This is a genomic window from Phycisphaerales bacterium, from assembly GCA_040221175.1.
In the GTDB taxonomy this organism is placed as follows: Bacteria; Planctomycetota; Phycisphaerae; order Phycisphaerales; family UBA1924; genus JAHCJI01.
The window spans coordinates 1051474-1072920 of record JAVJVK010000004.1; the positions used below are offsets into that span (position 1 = coordinate 1051474).

Sequence of the window (21447 nt, forward strand, 5' to 3'; positions counted from 1 at the left end):
TGCTACCTGGGATCGGCTTGGGCTGGTTCAGGCTCGCTTGGCGCTGGCTCTTGTGGCTGCTGTTGTGCGGGGGATTCTTTGGCAGGAGTTTGGCCGGCTTCGCGCGTTGCTTTTTCTTCGGCAGTTTCGACGAGGGCATCCTCTTCGTCGCCGCTGACCTTGAGGAACGGGATCGTGCTATCGATGCTGTTGAGCGTCTTTCGCAGCGAGGCGAGGTGCGCATCGATGCTCGAAAGCGACGCATTGGTCGTTTCGAGCGCCGTGAGCTTCATGTCGAGGTCGGCGAGCACCGTGTTGGTGCGCTCAAGCTTTTGCAACCCGCTGTTGACGCCATCGAGCTTGATCTTGATGTCTTCCAGCGACGCGTTGGCCTGCCGGAGCTCGTTGCGAACCTCGTACGCCAGGCAGCCGGGAAGGGCGCTGGCCAGCGCGGCCAGGAGCATCGCCGCGGCGGCGCGCTGCGGGGTGGACTTTGTCATCGGCGGGCTCCCTTTCTCGTCTATGTCACCCCGGACCGTCTTGCTTAGTCGTCCTCGGCGTCGGGCGCTTTCTCTGCGTTGAAGTCTTCCAGCATTTCCTGCGCCCGGGCCGCGTCGCGCTGGGAAACCAGCAGACGCACGTACCCGGGGCTCTCGGCCTTGAAGCCCGAACTGGCGCCGCCCAGCAGTTCGCAGCGGATGCCCGCCTCGCGCAGCATGTTGGCGGCGAACGTGGCCTGGATCTCGGTGGCGTACTGGGCCACGGTGACCGGCTCTGGGTGATCGCCGCCGCCCGCTCCATCGGGCTCTGGTGCGGGTCGCTGCGAATCGTTGATCGCGTCGTCGGCCATCGGCGTCCTCCGGTGCTGGTGGCAACCATAGGGCCACGCCGCCATCGCCACGGCAATAGGGAAAGACCGGTGCCGTTTGGCCGAACGCGGTGTTACCATATCACGCACGCACGCTTCACGACCCTTTCAGGCAGGCTTCACATGGGCATCGCACGGCCGTCGGATAACCCTTTCGAACACCTCGATCAGGTCCACGGGCGGTTGTTCGCCCTCATGAATCGGCAGAAGAACCTGGCCGAGTTCGGGCGCGCCGCGCTGGAGACCGACGACCTGGACGAGGTGCTCGACGCCGCGGCGCGCTACGCCGCCGACGGCCTGCAGTGCGACCGAGCCAAGATCCTCCAGTTCGATCGCAAGAAGGGCGACTTCCTCCTCCGCGCGGGCGTGGGCTGGCGCGAGGGCGTCGTCGGCAACGCACGCTTGGGCGCCGATCTGGCATCCCCGGCCGGCTACGCCTTCAAGACCGATCGCCCCGTGCTGAGCAACAACCTGGCCACGGAGCGCAACTTCCGCATGCCCGACCTGCTCGAAGAGCACGGCATCCGCTCGGCCATCAACGTCATCATCCGCACGCGCACCGATCGCTGGGGCGTGCTCGAGGCCGACAGCCCGGAAATCGACGCCTTCGACGAGGACGACGCCCACTTCCTGCACGGCTTTGCACACCTGGTCGGGCTCGGGCTGTGCCGGACGGCCGTCAAGTCGCTCGCCTAGCCGCGGGCCGGCCTACTTGCGCATGAAGCCCAGGCCCAGGCCCGCCACCGCCGCGCCGGCCGAGGGCAGCGCGCCGGTGATGAAGGCCGTAAAGCCCTCGAACTGCGCGCCCAGCCAGTCCTTGACGCTGTCGTAGCGGTCGGCCATGGCGCCCCACTGCACCTCGATCAGCCCGGCGTATTGCAGGCCGAAGAGCAAGAGGAAGAACACGCCCAGCGACACGACGGCGAACTTGGCGAACGCGCGGAACGCGTAGGCGATCGCAAAGCCCACGAAGAACCCAAAGCCCATGCGGAAGATCGCCGGCGACCACGGATCGGCCTGGGCCTGCTCCGCCTGTTCGGGCTGCTCGCCCGCGGTTGGCTCTCCGGGCGCACCCTCGGGTGTGGGCGTGCTGCCGGGCAGGCCGGGCACGGGGAAGGGCATGGTCACGTCGCCCGTGCCGCCGACGAACCCCGACGCGGGGGCCCCGTCGCCACGGGCCGCCTCGGCCTGGCGCGCCTGCTGCTGTTCCGCCTGGACGGCGTCGCCCGAGAACGTACCGGTGATGCCCAGCGCCACGCCGGCGAACATCACCAGCACCGAGACGATCAGCAGGGCGATCTGCCAGCCGGCCAGCTTCGCGCGGCGCTCCAGCTCGGCCTGGCCGTCTTCCGCCCGGGCTTGGTCCTTGTCGGGGGCCATGGCATGATCCTATGAGCCAGCCAGCCGCTAGAGCGGGGCGTCGCGATCGGTCCGCAAGACCGAGCCGCGGACCAGCTCGAGCAGTTCGCCGTGCACGCGGCCGTTGCTGGCCAGGGCGTGGCCGCTGATCAGGTCGTGCTCGCCGTGCCAGTCGCTGACCACGCCGCCAAGCTCGCCCAGGATGGCCGGCAGCGGGGCCACGTCCCAGATCTTGATCGTCGGCTCGACGACCGCCTCGCAGCGGCCGGTGGCCAGCAGCACGTGGGCGTAGCAGTCGCTCCAGCCGCGGATGCGCGCGCACCGCTCGCTAAGCCTGCCGAACACCTCCTCGGTGCCCATCTGCACGAAATACTCCAGCCCGGTGGTCAGCACCATGGCCTCGTCCAAACGGTCGATGGTGCTCAGGCGGCCGGGCCGGGCGTCCTGGCCGGGGCCGGGGATCCACCACGCGCCGCCGTCGAGGGCGGCATAGACCGTCTCGCTGAGCGCGGGGATGTGGATGACCCCCGCCACGGGCGACTGGCCCTGGAAGATGCCGATCAGGACGCCGTACAGGGGCACGCCGTGCACGAAGCTGACCGTGCCGTCGATGGGGTCGAGCACCCAGCGGAAGGCGTCGGTCCCTTCCCCGGCGCCCCCGCCGCGCCCCTGCGTCTCGCCGAACTCTTCGCCCACGATGGCGTCGTCGGGGAAGGCTTCCTCGATCGCCGCCCGCAGGGTCTGCTCGGCCTCGGTGTCGGCCCGGGTCACCGGGCTGCCGTCGTCCTTGCGCCGGGTGCCCAGGTCGCCGCTCTGGAAGGAGCGCAGCGTCACGCCCCCGGCCGCGCGGGCGGCCTCCAGGGCCAGCTCCAGGCGCGTGCGGATCTCCGGGGCGACGCCGTCCTTGAGCTCCACGGCCATTCAGGCCACCGCCGCCCCGACCGCCGCACTAACCTTCTTGGCCGCGTCGCCCAGGTCGGTCGCGGCCTGCAGCGTGCTCAGCTTGCCGCTGGCGTCTTCGAGGATCTTGCGGCCCGCCTGCACGTTGGTGCCCTCCAGACGCACGACCAGGGGCACCTCGAAGCCGATCTCCGTCGCCGCGTTGACGATGCCTTGCGCAATCACGGCGCAGTCCATGATGCCGCCGAAGATGTTGACCAGGACGCCCTTGACGGCCTTGTCGTCCAGGATGATCCGGAACGCCTCGGTCACGGCCTCCTCGCTGGCGCTGCCGCCCACGTCCAGGAAGTTCGCCGGCGTGCCGCCCTCGAGCGCGATCGTGTCCATCGTCGCCATCGCCAGGCCGGCGCCGTTGACCAGGCAGCCGATGTTGCCGTCCAGGGCGATGTAGCTGAGGCCGGCCTCCTGGGCCCGCAGCTCGCTCTTGTTCTCCTCGCTGGGGTCGAACATCTCCTGGAGGTCCTTGTGGCGGAACAGGGCGTTGTCGTCGAAGTTGAACTTGGCGTCGATGGCCAGGAGCTCGCCATCGGGGTGCTCGTCGCTGGGCGGAGTGACGATCAAGGGGTTAATCTCGGCGATCGAGCAGTCCTTCTCGAGGAAGGTCTTGGCCAGGGCCATCATCGCCTTGACGGCCTGGTTCACCAGCTTGCCCTTGAAGCCAAGCGCAAACGCCACCTTGCGGGCCTGGTAGGGCTGCAGGCCGATCAGCGGGTGCAGGCGCTCCCGCACGATCGCGCCCGGGTTCTCCTCGGCGACCTTCTCGATCTCGACGCCGCCCTCGCTGCTGGCGATGAGCACGTGCTGGCGGGTCTTGCGGTCGGTGGTGATGGCCAGGTAGTACTCATGCGCAATGTCCACGCCCGCGGCCATCAAGAGCTTGGTCACCTCGAGCCCCTCGGGGCCCGTCTGGACGCTGACCATCTTGTTGCTGAGCATGAACTCGGCCGCCTCGGTGGCCTCCTGGGCGGTCTTGACGAGCTTGACGAACCCGGCCTTGCCGCGCCCGCCGGCGTGCACCTGGGCCTTGACGACGGCGAGCTTGTCGCCGGCCATGTCCTTGGTCACCTCGTCGAACACGGCCGCCGCCCGCCCCGCGTCCTCGATCACGACCGCCGGGGGCACGGGCACGCCCGCCTTGCTGAGGATGTCGCGGGCCTGGTACTCGTGGATCTTCATCTGGGTCACTCCGTGACGGGGTATCGGGGGCAAGGCGCCGTCGGGAGCGGCAGGGTAGGGCGGGGGGCGGCAATCGGCATCCGGCAGTCGGCGATCGGCCGCGTCCGCGGACAACCCCTACCCTCCCCCGTGTACCACCTGGCCGAAGAGTTCGCCATCTGGGTCTTCTCGCTGAGCGTCGACGAGGCGGCGTGGGTCCGCCGCGCTGAGGGCTTGTACCTCGTTCTCCTCCTTCCGTTCTTCGCCGCGGCGTGCTGCACCTGCTTCTACTGGGGCAGCTTGCGGCGTGACACCGACGCCTTCAGCCGCTTCATCATCCGGATGCACGCCACGCGGCGGCGCGCCCTTGCGTTCTCGCTCGCGTTCCTGGTGTGCAGCCTGCCTAGTGCGGGAGCCGTCCTCGCCGAGCACGCCGCGCACTATTCGCCCCGCGTCCAGCCCCATTACGAGCAGGCCGCCGTAGAGGGCCGCCTGCCCAAGGACACCGCCCGCACCTCGTCAGGCTCCAGGTACGCCGACCGCGGCGACTACTTGCGCATCTTTCAATGGGGCATGCCGTTCATCGCGCCGCCCTGCGCGATCCTCGGCCAGGTGTTCTGGTGGTGGGGCCACGGGCGGCTGCGACGGCTCCAGAACGAGTAGCGCCCGCACGCCGCCGCCATCGGCCATGGCGCGGGGGCCATGGCCGATCTCCACGCGGAGCGTGCCGCTCGCCCCCCGGACAGATCGACCGTCCCCCCGGCCGTCGCCGATCGCCCCGCAGCAACCGCCGATCGCCCCCCGGCAACCGAAGCTCTCCCCCCGGCAACCTCCGATCTCCTCGCGGCAACCGACGTTCTTCCCCCGGCAACCTCCGATCTTCTCGCGGCAACCATCGATCTCCCCCCGGCAACCGGCGATCTCCGCCCGGCAACCGTCGATTGCCCCGCGGACATCGACGGTTGCTGTTGGGGTGTCGATGCCGTAGGCCCGGCCTCATTGGCCGTGCGGGCCGATTCCGGGCCCCGACACCCGAACAAGCCCGCCCCCGCACCGGCCCCGGACGCCCGCACCGCAGCGTCCGAGAACCACCGAAGTTTTTCTGTCGGTTTTCCGGACTTGGACTGAAGTGCCTTCTCGGACGGCTCGATGACCCTCGTGGATCGGGGGTTTTCGGCCGGGCCGCGTTGGCCCGGCGGCCCACGCGATCCTGACCCCACCGGCTCGGGACGGACCCCGGCCGGCCGACGTGGAGCGAATCCCGATGGATTGGCAGACACACGAACGAGCGTCCTTCGCCGCCCGCACCCAGGCACAGGGCCCCGCCCGGCGCACGCCGGCCGCCGCCCGCCGCCGCATCGCGTCCGCCCCGCGGACCACCACGAACGGAGGTGCCCAATGAGCACCGTGCCCAAGAGTTACCCCGACGCCATCGACTGGACCACCGACCACCTGGCCAACTGGCCGGCCGACCCCACCGAGATCGGCCTGGACGCGGCCCGCATCCTGGAGCTGACCCAGCGCAAGGACCTGGCCGCCGCGGCCCTGGCCAACGCGCGCCAGCTCGACGCGGACAAGAAGGCCGCCTACGAGGACTACCACGCCAAGGCCAAGGCCATGCGCGACTACGCCAGCCAGAGCGTGGGCATCGTCCGCAGCTTCGCCCAGGGCAGCGACAACCCCCAGGCGGTCTACACCCTGGCCCAGATCCCCGCGCCCGCCGACCCGGCGCCCGCGCCGCCCCCCGGCGTGCCCTACAAGTTTGAGACCCGCCTGATCCAGGGCGGGGCCCTCGAGGTCTCCTTCGAGTGCGACAACGAGGGGACCAACGCGGTGAGCTACGAGGTCCGCCGCCGCGACGGCAGCGGCCAGGGCGCACCGTTTAACTTCATCATGAACGCCGGCGAACGCAGGTTCGTCGACGACACGATCCCCAACGGCACCGGCACGGTGACCTACCGGATCGTGGGCTTTCGCACCATCAACCGGGGCGAGCCGGCGTACTTCGTGGTGGCCTTCGGCGCGGGCAACTCCGCCGAGGTCATCATGACCGGCGAGGACGCCGCCTGAGGGGCGCTTCGCTCGAGGTTCGCCAACGTACCGCCCGCCCCCGGCGTGGACGCCCGTCCGCCCCGGGGGCGTGCGCGTGCGCCCGGAGCGGGCCGGCCCCGACCCGGCTCGATCGGGGCCCTACCGTGCGCCGAACCCAGGGGGAATCTCATCATGCACGCACGCACCCGACCCGTTGCCGCCGCGCTCGCGGCCGTCCTGCCGCTCTCGCTCCTTACCGCCTGCGCCACCACCGCCGACCCCGACGCCCGCGCCGAGCCGGCCGCGCGAGTGCACTACCTGGAGATCGTCACGCCCGACGTCGCCGAGACCTGCGCCCTGCTGGGCCAGACCCAGGGCCTGCGCTTTGGCGAGCCCGTCGCCGAGCTTGGCCTGGCCCGAACCGCCCCGCTCGCCGGGGGTGGCCGCGTGGGCGTGCGCCCCATCATGGCCCCGGGCGAGGGCCCGGTGGTGCGGCCCTACGTGCTGGTCGACGACCTGGACGCCGCCGTGCAAGCCGCCCGCGATGCGGGGGCCCAGATCGCCATCGACCGCATGGCCATCCCCGGCCAGGGCGTCATCGCGATCTACATCCTGGGGGGCATCGAGCACGGGCTGTGGATGCTCGAGGGGGACGATGAGGACGGGGACGAGGGCGGCTGACCGGCGATTCATGCGCGGCTCATCGCCGGTTCATGGGGCCGGGCGAAGCTTCGGGAAGAACCCCGGAGGACCCGCGCCATGCCCTATCCCAAGAACAAGACCGAAGACCACGGACCGAGCGTCAAGGACGATGAGAAGTACGAGGCCCTCCGCCGCGAGGGGATGAGCAAGGAAAAGGCCGCCCGCATCGCCAACGCCGACAACCCCGGCGAAAAGGGCGGCAAGCACCCGCCCTACGAGGATTGGACCAAGGACGAGCTCTACGAGCGCGCCCAGGAGGTCGGCATCGAGGGCCGCAGCGACATGACCAAGGACGAGCTGATCGACGCCCTGCGGAATCACTGACGCAGGCTACTCGAGGGCCTTGCGGCCCCACGGCAGGTCGAAGCGGTCCCTGGTCGTGCAGTAGCTGGGCCCGCCCATGCGGCCGAAGGCGGCGAGCTTCGCCGGGTCGGTGTGGCGCCGCTCGTTGACCAGGCCCTCGGCGGCGTGCACGCGGACGACCTCGCCCAGGACGAGGTTTCCGCTGGAGGCAACGCCGGGGTTGGTGCGGATGACCTGCCGGGTGACGCACTCGAAGGCCGCCGGGCACTCGGCGACCCTGGGCGGCTTGACGACGCTGCTGGCGATGGGCGTGAGGCCGCTGAGGTCGAACTCGCTCTGGCCGTGCGGCAAGGGCTCGGCGCACGCGGCGACCTGCCTTGCGATGGCCTCGGTCACGACGTTGACGACGAACTCGCCCGTGCCGCCGTCTTCCTCGAGCCTGGCGTTGCGCAGGGTGTCCTTGTCCTCGCCGGCCGCGTCGCTGGCCGGGCAGAAGGCGAGCATCATGGGCTCGCTGCCCACGCCGCAGAAGAAGCTGAAGGGCGCCAGGTTCGTGCGGCCGTCGGCGGAGATGGTCGAGACGAAGGCGATGGGCCTGGGCACGATCATCCCGATGAGCAGCTTGTAGCGGTCGCTGGCGGGCAGGTCTTGGGGCGTCAGTTCCATGCCGCGAGCGTACGGGCCAACGCGGGCGGACGGGCCCGGCTCAGCGCCGGCGGCGACGCGGGGCGTCCTCTCCGCCGCCCTGGCCGGGGCTCTCTCGGCGCGATTCGGCCGTCTTGGGCGTGCTCGTCACGTCGAAGAGGATCATCTGCTCGGCCCGGCTGGGCTCGGCCGGCTCGGCGAAGATGCCCCAGAAGCCCGGCGAGTTGTACGCCTTGACCGTCAGCGGCGGATGCACGTGGTGGGCGAAGGGCGCCCAGTAGCGCGTGTCGTCGATGGTGCCAAAGCGGTCCCACGGCTTGCGGAGCACCTCGAGGTCGGAGATGTCCGGCGCCCGGCTGGACGAGGTCATCATGCCGTTGAGGTCGATGGGGATCCACGTCGTCCGGCCGTTCTCGACCAGGGCGAACTCGACCCAGGCGATCATCTCGCCCTCGCGGTTGTTGCGCTGGGTCAGCACCTCCTCGTCGTCGGCCCTCGCGTCGGCGATGATGCCGATGACCATGCGCGCGGGCAGGCCCGCCCGCCGCATCGCGTACACGAGCAGCGCGCACGTGTCGAACTGGTTGCCGCGACGGCGCACGAACGTCGTCGGCACGCCGTGGATCTCGATGCCCTCGATCTCGCCCGTGCGCGCCGTGTTCAGGCCGTCGCCCGAACGCGAGCGGATGTGGCCCCAGACGGCGCCGGTGAGGTACTTTGCCAGGAGGTAGGGCGGCACGTCCTTGGGACTCGCGCCCAATCGTTGGATGACGTTATCCATGGAGCGCGCGACGCGGTCGAGACCCTCGTAGGGCTCGCCGTCCAGGCCCAGCTCGATGCCCACCTGCGGGTCGAGCGCGCTCAGGGCGTCCTCGGGCCAGTCGCCCGCGGGCCACTCGACGGCCATGGCGCGCTGGTCGTCGACGGTGACGTCGTAGGAGGTCATGGCCATGGTGGACACGACCTCGATGTCGCGGGCCGTGCCCTTGGCGATGGCCCAGCCCAGGTAGCGCGAGCCGGCGTGCTTGTTGTTCAGCCGAACGTACGGGTCGGTGCGCGCGGGGGTGGCGTCGCGATCGTTGACGCGGACGGCCATCTCGATGGTGTTCTCGTGCACGCGGTGGATGCTGGTGCGCTCGAGCATCGGCACGACGACGGTGGCCTGCTCGAACTCCCACGTGTCGTAGGAGGCGCCCCGGTTCTGGCCCTGGTTGCCCGCATCCTGCCAGGCGCGGATGTTGGCGCGGAAGCGGACGGTCCAGTCGCGGCTCTCGCCCTGGCGCAGCACGCTCTGGGCAAGGACGCCGCTGGCCAGCGCCAGGCCGGCCGCGGCGGCGGCCAGGTGTGTCATTCGGATCATGGAAAGGCCCCCTGTGGGTCTGGGCGTTGCGGCGGCGCGGCGGGGCCGCGGCGCATCTGCCAGACTGTACGGGCCGGCCGGTGGCGGGTTGCGTGGGACCCGACCGGGCCGCCGGGCGTCCATACGATGCCGGGCAACCCCTTTCCCTGGCCGATCACCCCCCGAGCACGCCCGCAGGAGCTTCCATGACCGCATCGAGCACGATGACCGCCAGCAAGACCCGCACCGAGAAGGACTCCATGGGCACGATGGAGGTGCCCGCAGATGTGCTCTACGGCGCCAGCACGCAGCGGGCCGTGCTGAACTTCCCCATCAGCGGCCGGCCGGTGCCCATGGCGATCGTGCGGGCCTACGGGGTGCTCAAGGCGGCCTGTGCGCGCTCCAACGCGGAACTGGGGCTGGTCGACCAGGACCGCGCCGCCGCCATCGAGCGCGCCTGCGAGGCCATCACGAGCGGCTTGAAGGACCACGGCGGGCTGGAGCGCCACTTCCCGGTGGACATCTTCCAGACCGGCAGCGGCACCAGCACCAACATGAACGCCAACGAGGTGATCGCCAACCTGGTGTGCCTGGAGCGCGGCGCGCCCATCGGCAGCTCGAAGGACCAGGCCTACCTCGACGCCGGCGGCGTGCACCCCAACGACCACGCCAACTACGGGCAGTCGTCCAACGACACCTTCCCCACCGCCATGCACGTGGCCGCCGCGGTGGCGATCAAGAACGACCTGCTGCCTGCGCTCGACCGATTGGCGAGTGCGCTCGAGAAGAAGGCCAAGGCCTGGGACAACGTGGTCAAGATCGGCCGCACGCACCTGCAGGACGCCACGCCAATCCGCCTGGGCCAGGAATTCAGCGGCTATGCCCGCCAGGTGCGCCAGGGCATCACGCGCCTGGAGCGCGCGCTCGAGACGCTCGCCGAGCTTCCCCTGGGCGGCACGGCCGTGGGCACGGGCATCAACACCCACACGCGCTTCGGCTCGCTCGTGGCGAAGGAGCTGAGCAAGGCCACCGGCTGCCCCTTCCGCGAGGCCGAGAACCACTTCGAGGCCCAGCACGCCAAGGACGCGCTCGTCGAGACCAGCGGCCACTTGCGCACGATCGCGGTCAGCATGAGCAAGATCGCCAACGACGTGCGCTGGTTGGGCAGCGGGCCGCGCTGCGGCATCGGCGAGCTGAAGCTGCCGGCCGTGCAGCCGGGATCGAGCATCATGCCCGGCAAGGTGAACCCGGTGATCTGCGAGGCCGTGGTGATGGTCTGCTGCCAGGTCATCGGCAACGACGCGGCCGTCGCGACCGGCGGGCTCGGCGGCGTGGGGAGCCTGCTGGACCTCAATGTTGCGATGCCGATGATGGCCGCCAACGTGCTCGAGTCGATCGAGTTGCTGGCCAACAGCAGCGACGCATTCCGCGAGAAGCTGGTCGAGGGCCTCGAGCCCGACGAGGAACGGTGCGCGGCGCTGATCGAGGGCAGCCTGGCCATGTGCACCAGCCTGGCCCCCGTCATCGGCTACGACCAGGCCGCCGCCATCGCCAAGGAGGCCTTTGCCAGCGGCAAGACCGTGCGTGAGATCGCCACCGAAAAGAACGTGCTGCCCAAGGCCGAACTCGACAAGCTGCTGGACGCGCGGAGCATGACCGAGCCGGAGGGCTGAGGCATCGAGCGACCCGCCCCGTCGACGCTGGCCCGGCTGGAGTACGCGTGCGTGCCATCGGCGGTGTATGCGGCGGGCATGGCGGCCGGCACAGTGGCGATGTCGGGCGTGGCGGTCGCGTACGAGCAATTCCTGGCCATCGGGCTGATCACGTCGATCGCGTGGATGGCGCACCTGCTGGACCGAGCGAAGCCGCTGCTGCGATGGCACGACCCGGCCGACCGCATGGCCGACGCGGCGCGCGACGCGTGGGTCGTGCGACATCGGCTCGGGCTCAACCTCGCGGCGATCGAGGCGGGCATCATGGCGAGCGTGCTGGCGCTGATCATCGAGCCGTGGCTTGTGCTGCTCGTGCCCGTGGGCGCCGCATCGGTGCTTGCCTATGGCGCCCGGGCGAGCGACAGCCGTCGCCTGCGCCCCAAGGACGTGCTTGTCATCAAGAACGCGCTGACGGGGCTTGCATACGCCACGCTCATTGGCTGCGTGCTGTGGGCGGCGCTGCCATCGCACGAGGAGCTTTGGATCGCACTGGCCGTGGTTGCGCTGCTGGTGACGGCCGACGCGATGCTCAGCGACATCGACGACACGCCCGCGGACGCGACCTTCGGCACGCGCACGGTGTCGGTGTGGGCCGGCCGGCGCTGGGCCCGCACCGTCGGCCTGGGCGTCCACGGCATGGCCGTCGTCCTCTGGCTGGTTCTCGGAACCGGGACGGGCGGGCTTTTTGCATACGGGCTACCACTTACTGCGATCATTCTGACGCTCTCGCCAGCCCTTCGCACCGCGATCGATCTGCGTGCGGGACTGCTGGGGGCGATGGCGTTGCTCTGGCTGGCGACCCACTCGTAAACTCGACGCTTCGATTCCGAGTATAGTGATTACTAGCAAATACCCATGCGCGCCCTTCGACGGACCATCCCAAGTCTCCTGTGCGCCAGCCTGGCCTGGATGCTGGGTGGGTGCGCCAGCGAGCTTCGGCCGATCCAGCAGACGTTTCGGCAGGGCAACTTCGACGCGGCGGTCGAGGAAATTCGCGCATATGCCCGGCGGCACGACGGCGGCACACCCCAGACGGTGATCGCCCACATCGAGCACGGCTCGATGGCGCGGATGGTCGGGCGTTTCGCCGAGAGCGATCGGGCCTTCGCGATGGCCGAGGCGAAGATGGCCGAACTGGATGAGGACCCGGGCATCAGCGCGAGCGAGCGGATCTCCGCGATGGCGCGCACGCCGGACCGCATTGCGTACGAGGGTTTCTTCTATGACCGCCAGTTCGTGGCGGCGTATCGAGCATTGAACTCGCTGGCGATGGGCGAGATCGAAGACGCCCGGCAGCACTTCGTGCGGGCCGACCGCTGGCAGACGTACGCCATCGTCGAGAGCCGCAACCGAGCCGAACGCGTACGCGAGGAACAGGCCGCGGCACGACGTCGCGTGGGTTCGTTCGATCGCATTGCCGGCGATCCCCGCTTCGAGGAGGTCACACGGGAGAAGTACGGCGATCTTTCACAATACGAGGCCTACGCCGAGTTCGCGAATCCGTACGTCGACATGCTGCGTGCGGTGTACCTCATGGGCGTGGCCGAGAGCGCGGCCGACTACGACGTCGCCCGGAACCTGCTCCGCCGCGTGGCGGGCATGGCGCCCGACAATCCGTACGTCCTGCAGGACCTGGACCTTGCCGATCGCCTGGCGCAGGGCGAGGCCGAGCGTCCGGAGCTTGTGTACGTGTTCTTCGAGACGGGGCTGGCGCCATTCCGCGAGCAGACGCGGATCTCGATCCCGATCTTCGTGGTGACGGACGTCGCGCAGATCGTCCCGATCGCGGCGCCCTACATCGTATTCGACGGCACGTACGTTCCGACCCTGCTGGCCAGCACGCCCGAGGGCACGCACCAGTCGTCGCAGTTGGCGAACGTCGACCGGATCGTCGCGGCGGAGTTCTACGAGCAGTTGCCGGGCTTGCAGACTCGGATGATCGCGGCGGCGGCGTTCAAGGTGGGCGTGCAGGCGGGGCTGTACGCGGCGACACGGCGCTCCGACCCGATCATCCGCATCCTGACCATGATCGGCGGCGCGATCTGGGCGGCATCGACCAACGAGGCCGACCTGCGGACGTGGGCGACCCTGCCCAAGCACGTGGAGTACGTCCGGCTCGATGCGCCAAGTGATGGCCGCGTTTCGCTCGACGTGGGCGGGCGACGCTACTCGGTTGCGGTCGAACCCGAGGGCATCACCCTCATCACGGTGCGCTCGGTGCGTCCGGGCGCGCCCGTGCTCATCACAACCACCAACCTGGAGCCCGAACCATGGACGTTCGAGCCGACGCAATCACCGTAAGAATCTGGAAGGGAGCATCTGGCATGACGTGCAAGAGAATGAGAAACAGAGCCCTGCTGGCCGCGTGCGTGGCGGGCGCCGTGCTGGCCGCGGGCTGCTCGCGATGGCAGCCGCGCGTGAACACCACGCAGGAAGCCGAACGTGAAGGCAAGCCGCAGCAGATCGAGGACGCCCGGCTGATCTGGGACAAGGACCTTGCCAGGGCCGTGCAACTGATCGGCCTGATCGAGGGCACGGCGCCCAACGGCTTCAAGAAGGTCGAGGCCGAATTGTTCAATGCCACGCGGCAGCGGATGGCCATTCGCTATCGCTTCGAGTGGTTCGACGCGGAGGGCTTCGCGGTCGATTCTGCCATGGACGGCTTCCGCGACCGGGCGCTGCTGTCGGGCGAGCGTGCGCGCATCAGCGCGGTGGCGCCCAACGAGCGCGCGGTCGACTTCGAGCTGGAAATCATCGGCGCCCCCTGAGACACACCCAAGAACACGAGGACATACTCATGCACATCAAGACACTCTTCGCGCTGGCGGGCGTTGCCGCCGTTTCCGCACTGCCCGCCTGCCGCAGCGACGCCTATGGCCCGCGTGAGCAGGCCCGGGGTACCGAGATCACCACGCACGGCCTGAACGTGCAGGACATCGAGCGTGTGGCCACCGAGCTGAGCGAGAGCCTGATCCAGTCGAATTACATCACCGACGAGGGTGAGCCGGCGGCCATTGCCGTCAACCGCTTCGTGAACAACTCGAGCCAGATCAACATCGACCGCGACCGCGTGACCAACCGCATCATGCAGGTCTTCGTGAATAGCGGGCAGGCCGTTGGCTATACGCCCAGCGACTTCGAGACGCTCGTGACCCGCGGCACGCTTCCCGAGCGCTCGTACATCCTCAACGCGAAGATCTACGAGGACGTTGCCGAGTTGGGGCGGGACTTGCAAGTCTCGTACATCTTCCAGATGCAGCTGCTGCGCTACACCGGCGACGGCGTGAACCCGCAGATCTGGATCGAGGAGCAACGCATCACGACCGAGAGCCGCCGGCCGCGGTAGGCTTGCTCGGACACACCGGGGGACTGAACCATGCGTCGTACGCTCGCTGCAATCGCCATCGCCTCGTGCGTGGGCCTGCTTTCGCCGGCCGTCCTCGCGCAGGATCGGCCCGCCACCATCGCCGAGGCTCCACCGTGGCAGGCCGCGGTCGACCAGGCCGTGCGCGAGGAGATGGAGCGACAGGAACTCGTCGGCGTGGCCATCGGCGTGATCCGCGAGGGACGCATCGTCTACACGGCGGGCTACGGGCTGGCCGATCGCGAGAACGAGGTGGCTGTCACGGACGACACGATGTTCCGCTGGGCATCGATCTCAAAGCCCGTGACGGCCGTCGCGGCGATGCAATTGGTGGAGGCCGGCGAACTGGATCTTGAGGCCGACGTGCGGGCGTACGTACCCGAGTTTCCCGACAAGGGCGCCCCTATCTCGACCGAGCAGTTGCTGAGCCACCTGAGCGGCATCGTGCACTATCGCAACGGGCCGGTGGAGCGACAGCCACGCGACTACGAAACCGACCATCCCTTCGAGAGCGTCATCCTGGCGCTTGACACGTTCGCCCCGTCGCCGCTGGTGAGCCAGCCGGGCGAGCGGTATAGCTACAGCACGCACGCGTACATCCTGGCCAGCGCAGTCGTGGAGCGCGCGGGCAGGGGCACGTTCTGGGCGCAGGTGCAGGAGCGCATCTGCGAGCCTCTGGGGCTGACCACGCTGCAACCCGATTACCAGTGGTTGGACATACCGAACAGGGCCGTGGGGTATCGCAAGATCGGCGAGCACGTATTCAAGACGACCAACACCGACGTGAGCTGGAAGCTGGGCGGCGGCGGGTTCATCTCGAACGTGCACGACCTTGCACGCTTCGCCGCGGCGCTCATGAATCATGAACTGGTGAGCGACGCAACGAGCCTGGACATGTGGACGCCCCGGGTCGATCGTCAAGGCGAGGCGACCGGATACGGGCTGGGGCTGAGCGTCTCGCGCCCCAACGACACCCTGCGCATCGCCCACAACGGCTCGCAGGAGAAGGCTCGCACGCGAATGGTCTTCTACCCCGAGCAGCGCCACGGCGTGGTGGTGATGACCAATACCGAGCATGCGAACCCGGGCGCCATCACCACCGCCATTTATCGGGCGATCAATCGCTCGGCAAGCGAGGAAGCCGTTCAGAACCTGGACAGCGTCGGCCCGTAGACGATCGCGTTCATCAGCATCCGCATGCCCGCGTGGTGGAAGCCGCGGATCGTGACGTCGTCGGCGAAGACGATGACCGATCCGCCCCCCATGCGGTGGTGAATGATGAAGGGCTGGCCGGCCATGCGATCCTGGTTCTGCTCGCTGACGGGGCCGGAGATGATGGGCTGGTCCTGGTCGAACCGAGCGACCACGTAGGCGTCGTCTCGCATGGGCAGATTGCTCATGCCGCGGACGAGCACGCCCATCCAGTCCTGGTGCTCGTGCAGGCCGGCGGTGAGGGGGTGGCTGGTGTCCAGCCGGGTGAGCGCCATAGCGCCGGCGACGCGGCGCGCGACCGAGTCGTCTTCCCGCTCGGCCCAGGTCTTGGTGTGGGCCTTGGGCTCTCCATCGGAACCTCGCCCGTCGCGGTCGGGCTCGGCGCCGGCCAGTTCTCGCAGGGCCCAGCCCGCGGCGCCGTCGCTTGCCACCACGGCCCCGCCTCGCCGCAGCCAGCCGTTGATGTTCTCGGCGGCGCTGCCCGACAGCCCGCCCATCGAGGGAAGCACGATGACGCTGTAATCGCTGAGATCGATGCGGCCCAGATCACCCGCGTCGACGCGCGTGTATGGGAAGGGGAACGCAATGTCGAGCATGTGCCAGTGCTGGCCTGCGCTCAGGCTGTTCACGCTGGGACCGGTGGCCAGCAGCACCTTGGGCAGCCGCATGATGGGGTTGGCGTTGTTGCCCAGCATCGGGCCGCTCTGCGTGAAGCCCTCGCTGGCACGGTGCACGCTGACGCCGCTGGCCAGCACGTCGCGCACGAACGCCTCCAGGTCGCGGTCCGGGTTGCGGATGAGGTGCACCAGCAGGCTGCCCTTGGCGAAGGACTTGCCGTCGACCTCGACGGCGTCGCCAAGCACGCGGCAGAAGATGTCGTGCTCGACGGCGTGGCCCACGGCGACGGGAAAGTTGTGGTGGCTCGAATCGATGAGCAGCGCGACCCCTCCGCTGCCGGTGAGCCTCGCCGTGGGCGGCGCGTACCGCGTGAGCGGCTCGGTGCTGGCATCGAGGTACGCGTCGCTCCACCATGCGTTGACGCCGAAGCTGATGGGCAGGCTCCAGGCGGTGATGTCGTACGTGTCGGGATTCTCAACGTCGGTCACGCGCTCGAACATGGTGCGCACGAGCGCGGACATCGGCTGGCGGGCATCAATGATCCAAGATCCTTCGGGCAACTCAAGCCCGTCGATGGTCTCGCCGGTGTCGTAGGTCGCAAACGAACTGGTGGTCGCGGATTCGGTGAGTTGCTGCACCTCGATGCCGTGCATCAGGCAGAAGTCCCAGACCTTCTTCAGCACCGCCGGGTCGTTGCTGGTCGAGATCGCAAATGACTTGGGGCCGGGGCCAGCGCCCTGGCTTGCCTCTTCCCAGAACCTGGCAAAGCGCTCGAGCTGGGCCTTGCGATTGGCGGCGGTGGTCTCCGCGTAGTTCATCGCCGTGACGAAGTGGTCACGGACGCGCTCGGCGAGGGTCAAGACGTACTGGTCGCTCACGCGGATGCTCAGCCCGGCGCGCCCGTGGCCGGCCTTCTCGAGCAGCAGGCCGATGGCGCCGTGATACACCGGCAGCACCTTGCCGTAGCCGGGGTAGAGGTAGTCAAAGCGCTCGCGCGTGGCGTACACGATGCCGCGCTCGTCGTATGCCTTCGCGTTCGCCCGACCGTACAGGGCGATCCAGTCCTTGGTTTCCTGGGGAATGTTCTGGTTGTAGGGCGTATCGCCCTCGCCGAAGAAGTAGGGGCTGGTGTGTCCCTGCTCGTGGTAGTCAAGGTGGAGCTGGGGAAGGTAGCGGCGCATGGCGGCCAGCCGGGCACGGCTCTCGGGATGCACGCCCCACACCAGGTCTCGATTGAGGTCGAACAGGTAATGGTTGCTCCGGCCGCTGGGCCAGGGCTCGTCGTGCTCGAACGCGTCGGGGTTGGGATCGGGCGCGATGCCCATGGCGTTCTCGTACCACGCGACGTAGCGGCTCTGGCCGTCGGGGTTGACCTGCGGATCAACGACGATGACGCACGTGTCGAGAATGTCGGCAACTTCGTCGTTGGTTGCCGCGGCCAGGGTGTAGGCGAACTGCATCGAGATCTCGCCGCAGCTTGCCTCGTTGCCGTGCACGCCGAAGCTGTACCAGATGACGGCTGGGTTGTTCTCGATGATCTCGTCGCGTCGCGCGGCGCTCAGGTTCTCCGCATCGCGCAGCTCAGCGTTGGCGGCGAGGATCTGGTCGAGCCGCTCCAGGTTCGACGGGCTCGAAATCGTCAGCATGACCAGCGGCCGATCCTGATGGGTGCGGCCGTATTCGGCAAAGCGGACGCGGTCGCTGGCGTTGGCCAGTGTTCGGCAATATTCCACGCGGTCGTGGTGCCGCGTGAATCGCTCGCCCACCTTGTAGCCCAGCGTGCCCTCGGGGGTGGGGACGGCTGGATCGAAACGCAACCCGTCGAAGTAGTCGTAGAGCAGTTCTTCGTTGGGCGAAACGTCACGGGCTTGGAGCATTCCCTGGGCGATGGCCCGTGGGGCCGTCACGCAGATTGTCAGACCCAGCACACAAGCGGCGATTGCACGCATCCGTATCTCCTCAGGCCAGCGATTCGAGCCTCAGCCGACCCCGGCTTCCACCGCGGCCGCCGGTGGCGGGGAGGGTGGACCATGGGGTGGTGGCAGGCGCAGGTACCGCGCGAGCCACCTGGAACCAATATAGAACGGCACGGTATCCAGTAACGCGGCGGCGAACTTGAATGCGTATCCAGTACCGATAAACAGCAACAACTGGGGCGCGATGGGATCGGTCTCGTCGACGGGCAGCCCGCCGGCAATGTAGTACGTAATCAGGATGACCGCCACGGTGTCGACCAATTGGCTCACCAGTGTGCTGCCGTTGTTTCGCAGCCACAGGTGCCGGCCGTTGGTCAATCGCTTCCAGAAGTGGAAGACCTGGACGTCCACGAGCTGAGCTACCAAGTAGGCCACCATGGAGGCCAGCACGGCCGCGAAGGCCAGCGAGCGGATCTCGAAGAAGACCGGGACACGCCCCGCGGCGTCGGCAATCAGTTCTCCGGTCTGCGGATCGACCGGTTCGAAGCCCGGCAACACTCCGCCGAACCACAGCACGAAGACGACCCACGCGTTGACGACCAGCCCCATCCACACCACCGCGTTGGCGCGCCGGCGGCCATAGAGCTCGCTGATAAAGTCGGTGCACAGGAAGGTGATGGGGTAGGGCAAGACGCCCACCGCCACGGCGAAGGTAAGGGTGAGGGCGTCCGGGCCGCTGCCCACCGTCGCCTCGCCCAGCTTAATGAACCGGCTGATGCCCAGGATGTTTAGCATGGCCAGCGAGGCCAGGAACAGCCCGGCCAGCACCAGGAACACGCCTTCACGCCGCCGGTACAGCGTGGCCTCGTCGAGCCTTGAAAGCCCGTCGTAGCCATGTTGGCGGCTGGGCAGCGTGGCGAGGGCTTCGTTTGGGGTCCCCATGATCGGGACGATAGCGATTGATGGCCTGTAGCGACGCGTGGTAGCCTGGAGGGCAGGAACAAACCGCATCCGCCTAGCATCGTCCCGTGAGCACCGCCGCCGACCAGACCGAAGCCGCCGCCGACGCACGGGAGAATCAGCCGACCCCTGACGGGCTGGCGGCAGGCCTGGAGGCCATCCTGCTGGCGGCCGGCCGGGCCGTTCCGGCCGAGGCGCTGTGGGAGGCCCTGTCGCTGCTCGATGGCGCGGCCGAGTTTGCCGGTAAGCGCACGCCCAAGGACACGATCGAAGCGCTTGCCGCACGGCTCAACGAAGACCTGGAAGCCGCGGGCCGCCCCGCCCGGGCCGAGCGCCTGGCCGGCGGATACCGACTCATGGTCTCGCCCGAGTTTGGCTCGGTGGTCGCCGCGTTCGATCGGAATCGCCAGAGCACGAAGCTCAGCCGGGCCAGCATCGAGACGCTCTCGATCATCGCCTATCGCCAGCCGATGACGCGAGCCCAGGTTGAAGCGATCCGCGGCGTGGCCTGCGGCGAGGTGCTTCGCAGCCTGCTGGAACGCAAGCTCATCGCCATCAAGGGAAGAGCCGAGGAAGTCGGCCGCCCGATCCTGTATGGCACGACGCCGCAGTTCCTTGAGTTGTTCGGCCTTGCGAGCCTGAAGGACCTTCCCGGTGCTGGCGGCGTCTCCCGGCACGCTGAATCGTGAACTTCGCACGGACGCGACCCACCCACCTCCACGAAGGAGACCAATCATGACAATGCGAGCCCGCGTGCTGCTGCTGAGCCTTCTGGCATTGACCGCCATCGTGCTGCCTGGATGCCAGACCCCCCGGCTGGAGGGCGTGGTGATTCCCGGGCCCTTGGGCGTGGTGGCCGTCATCGACCGCGACGACACGCGGCTGGACCAGGTTGGCATTCCCGATGCCCACGTACGCGTCAGCCTGACGGGCAACGGACGGACGCTGGTGGACACCACCACCGACGAGGAGGGACGCTTCAGCGTGCCCACCAGCGGTGACCAGATGGCGCGCGGCACCGTCCGGGTGATCGTCGAGGCCGACGGCTACGCCCGCATCGATAAGACCGTGCCGCTGCGCAGCTTCTATCGCTCGCTGTACATCACGATGGTCCAGCGTTCGGACGCGACGCGCTCGGACACGGCGTCGCCCGATGCCGACTCGGAGACGTCCGGCTGAGCAGCACGCGCGCCAAGCCAGCCCGCCCCACGCGGCGTTACCACCTGCACCTGCCGGGCGTGGCCTACGTCATCGTGACGGCGTTCGTGCTGCTGGGGGCGATCAACAGCCAGAACAATCTTCTGTTCTGGGCGCTGGGGCTGGCGATCGGGGGCTTGCTCGCCTCGGGCTTCGTCAGCGGCGCCTCGCTGATGGGCGTGGCCATCGAGCGTGAGCCGGTGCCCGAAGCACAGGTCGGCCGGCCGTTCCAACTTCGATACCGCGTGCGCAACCGCAATCGATTGATGCCCGCCTACGCGCTGCTGGTAGAAGAGCTTCCTCCCAAGGGTGTCTCTCGCAGCGACGGCGTGCTGGTGGGCCGACCCGTGGCCAGCATCGGGCGGGTGCCGCCGCGGCGCACGGTTCGCTGCGAGACGAGCGCGCTCGTGGAGCGACGCGGACCGTTCGAACTGTCACGCGTGCGGGTCAGCACCACCTTTCCCTTCGGCGTGGCGCGAAAGAGCGTGACGTTTGACCTGACCCAGCCCGCCCTGGCCACGCCGGCGGTGCATCGCCTGCGCAGCGACGTGGTCGAGACGATCCTGGAACCGGCCCACGACGGCACCGAAGCGATCGCCAGCCCGGGGGCGGGCGAGGACTTCTTCGGCGTGCGCGAGTACCGCGTGGGCGACCGCGTGCGCGACGTGAGTTGGCGGCTTTCGGCCCGCAGCGACACGCTGGTCGTGATGCAGCGATCGGCGCGGGCGCCGCGGCGACTCGTGCTACACCTGGACCTGGAGCCCGAACTGGCCAAGCGGCGGGATCCGCGCGCGGAACAACTGCTGAGCCTGGCCGCTTCGCTCATCGTCGAGGCGGGCCGGCGGGCGATCGCGGTCCGGCTGAGCATCCCCAGCGTGGGGATGTCCAGCGGCTCGGTCACCACGCCCGCGGGTCGGGCCGGGCTGCTGCGGCGACTGGGTTCCTACGGGTTTTCGGCCAGCGAGCCGCGCGGCGGGGCGAAGCCGACGGCCCGCTTTGGGTCGGTGGTGCTTACGCTGACGCGGGGTCCGGCCGGCGGGGGCGTGCACACGCTGAGCGGCGAAGACCTGCCCCGCTTGCGGGCCGAACCGGACAAGGAACCCAACCGAACAGGCTGACCGAGTCCC

At 68.8% G+C, this 21447-nt stretch carries 23 protein-coding genes; 14 read left to right on the plus strand and 9 right to left on the minus strand.

Annotation, left to right across the window (positions count from 1 at the left end; all coding sequences use genetic code 11):
* Positions 1-2 precede the first annotated feature (2 nt).
* Positions 3-479: a hypothetical protein gene (locus tag RIE32_06785; protein MEQ9095952.1), complete on the minus strand. Its 477-nt coding sequence runs from the start codon at positions 477-479 to the stop codon at positions 3-5.
* A gap of 44 nt (positions 480-523) precedes the next feature.
* Positions 524-829, minus strand: coding sequence for a DUF2007 domain-containing protein (locus RIE32_06790; GenBank protein MEQ9095953.1), 306 nt, complete (start codon positions 827-829; stop codon positions 524-526).
* Between the two features lie 141 nt (positions 830-970).
* Between RIE32_06790 and RIE32_06795 the strand changes: the two genes are divergently transcribed.
* Positions 971-1543, plus strand: a complete 573-nt coding sequence (locus tag RIE32_06795; protein ID MEQ9095954.1) for a GAF domain-containing protein — start codon at positions 971-973, stop codon at positions 1541-1543.
* A gap of 12 nt (positions 1544-1555) precedes the next feature.
* Here the strand turns inward: RIE32_06795 and RIE32_06800 are convergent, their stop codons facing one another.
* Genes RIE32_06800 through sucC form a run of 3 tightly spaced genes read right to left on the minus strand, consistent with a single transcriptional unit; the run spans position 1556 to position 4342 of the window.
* Entirely contained in the window at positions 1556-2227 is a 672-nt protein-coding gene (locus RIE32_06800) for an FUN14 domain-containing protein (protein ID MEQ9095955.1), read from the minus strand.
* Between the two features lie 27 nt (positions 2228-2254).
* Positions 2255-3127, minus strand: coding sequence for an inositol monophosphatase family protein (locus tag RIE32_06805; protein MEQ9095956.1), 873 nt, complete (start codon positions 3125-3127; stop codon positions 2255-2257).
* Entirely contained in the window at positions 3128-4342 is a 1215-nt protein-coding gene (gene sucC, locus RIE32_06810) for an ADP-forming succinate--CoA ligase subunit beta (protein ID MEQ9095957.1), read from the minus strand.
* A gap of 129 nt (positions 4343-4471) precedes the next feature.
* On the opposite strand from sucC, the gene RIE32_06815 reads away from it, so the two are divergent.
* The 4 genes from RIE32_06815 (at position 4472) to RIE32_06830 (ending at position 7378) form a co-directional block, all read left to right on the plus strand.
* Positions 4472-4984, plus strand: coding sequence for a hypothetical protein (locus tag RIE32_06815; GenBank protein MEQ9095958.1), 513 nt, complete (start codon positions 4472-4474; stop codon positions 4982-4984).
* 735 nt (positions 4985-5719) lie between these two features.
* Positions 5720-6391: a hypothetical protein gene (locus RIE32_06820; protein ID MEQ9095959.1), complete on the plus strand. Its 672-nt coding sequence runs from the start codon at positions 5720-5722 to the stop codon at positions 6389-6391.
* 153 nt (positions 6392-6544) lie between these two features.
* Complete coding sequence (locus tag RIE32_06825) at positions 6545-7033, plus strand: hypothetical protein (GenBank protein MEQ9095960.1); 489 nt, start codon at positions 6545-6547, stop codon at positions 7031-7033.
* Positions 7034-7111: 78 nt separating this feature from the next.
* Complete coding sequence (locus tag RIE32_06830) at positions 7112-7378, plus strand: Rho termination factor N-terminal domain-containing protein (GenBank protein MEQ9095961.1); 267 nt, start codon at positions 7112-7114, stop codon at positions 7376-7378.
* A gap of 6 nt (positions 7379-7384) precedes the next feature.
* Here RIE32_06830 and RIE32_06835 read toward each other — a convergent pair whose 3' ends face one another.
* Positions 7385-8023, minus strand: a complete 639-nt coding sequence (locus RIE32_06835; protein MEQ9095962.1) for a flavin reductase family protein — start codon at positions 8021-8023, stop codon at positions 7385-7387.
* A 40-nt stretch (positions 8024-8063) separates the two neighbouring features.
* Positions 8064-9362: a transglutaminase-like domain-containing protein gene (locus RIE32_06840; protein ID MEQ9095963.1), complete on the minus strand. Its 1299-nt coding sequence runs from the start codon at positions 9360-9362 to the stop codon at positions 8064-8066.
* Positions 9363-9547: 185 nt separating this feature from the next.
* Here RIE32_06840 and RIE32_06845 point away from each other — a divergent pair, with 185 nt between their 5' ends.
* The 6 genes from RIE32_06845 to RIE32_06870 are packed head-to-tail and all read left to right on the plus strand — an operon-like array spanning position 9548 to position 15590.
* Positions 9548-11014 (plus strand): class II fumarate hydratase, encoded by a 1467-nt coding sequence (locus RIE32_06845; protein MEQ9095964.1) that lies wholly within the window; start codon positions 9548-9550, stop codon positions 11012-11014.
* 51 nt (positions 11015-11065) lie between these two features.
* Positions 11066-11863 carry a hypothetical protein gene (locus tag RIE32_06850; GenBank protein ID MEQ9095965.1) on the plus strand — a complete coding sequence of 266 codons (798 nt, stop codon included), beginning with the start codon at positions 11066-11068 and terminating at the stop codon, positions 11861-11863.
* A gap of 45 nt (positions 11864-11908) precedes the next feature.
* Positions 11909-13354: a hypothetical protein gene (locus tag RIE32_06855; protein ID MEQ9095966.1), complete on the plus strand. Its 1446-nt coding sequence runs from the start codon at positions 11909-11911 to the stop codon at positions 13352-13354.
* A gap of 38 nt (positions 13355-13392) precedes the next feature.
* Entirely contained in the window at positions 13393-13821 is a 429-nt protein-coding gene (locus tag RIE32_06860) for a YcfL family protein (protein MEQ9095967.1), read from the plus strand.
* 29 nt (positions 13822-13850) lie between these two features.
* Positions 13851-14399, plus strand: a complete 549-nt coding sequence (locus RIE32_06865; GenBank protein MEQ9095968.1) for a hypothetical protein — start codon at positions 13851-13853, stop codon at positions 14397-14399.
* A gap of 30 nt (positions 14400-14429) precedes the next feature.
* On the plus strand, positions 14430-15590 hold the full coding sequence (locus RIE32_06870; GenBank protein ID MEQ9095969.1) for a serine hydrolase domain-containing protein: 1161 nt from the start codon (positions 14430-14432) through the stop codon (positions 15588-15590).
* Here RIE32_06870 and RIE32_06875 read toward each other — a convergent pair.
* Together RIE32_06875 and RIE32_06880 are read right to left on the minus strand one after the other, a co-directional pair.
* Entirely contained in the window at positions 15563-18196 is a 2634-nt protein-coding gene (locus tag RIE32_06875; GenBank protein MEQ9095970.1) for a M14 family metallopeptidase, read from the minus strand. The genes RIE32_06870 and RIE32_06875 overlap by 28 nt on opposite strands.
* A gap of 30 nt (positions 18197-18226) precedes the next feature.
* Positions 18227-19105: a queuosine precursor transporter gene (locus RIE32_06880; protein ID MEQ9095971.1), complete on the minus strand. Its 879-nt coding sequence runs from the start codon at positions 19103-19105 to the stop codon at positions 18227-18229.
* Between the two features lie 86 nt (positions 19106-19191).
* Between RIE32_06880 and scpB the strand changes: the two genes are divergently transcribed.
* Genes scpB through RIE32_06895 form a run of 3 tightly spaced genes read left to right on the plus strand, consistent with a single transcriptional unit; the run spans position 19192 to position 21438 of the window.
* Positions 19192-19812: an SMC-Scp complex subunit ScpB gene (gene scpB / locus RIE32_06885; protein MEQ9095972.1), complete on the plus strand. Its 621-nt coding sequence runs from the start codon at positions 19192-19194 to the stop codon at positions 19810-19812.
* Between the two features lie 46 nt (positions 19813-19858).
* Complete coding sequence (locus RIE32_06890; protein MEQ9095973.1) at positions 19859-20302, plus strand: carboxypeptidase-like regulatory domain-containing protein; 444 nt, start codon at positions 19859-19861, stop codon at positions 20300-20302.
* A 59-nt stretch (positions 20303-20361) separates the two neighbouring features.
* Complete coding sequence (locus tag RIE32_06895; GenBank protein ID MEQ9095974.1) at positions 20362-21438, plus strand: DUF58 domain-containing protein; 1077 nt, start codon at positions 20362-20364, stop codon at positions 21436-21438.
* Positions 21439-21447: the final 9 nt, after the last annotated feature.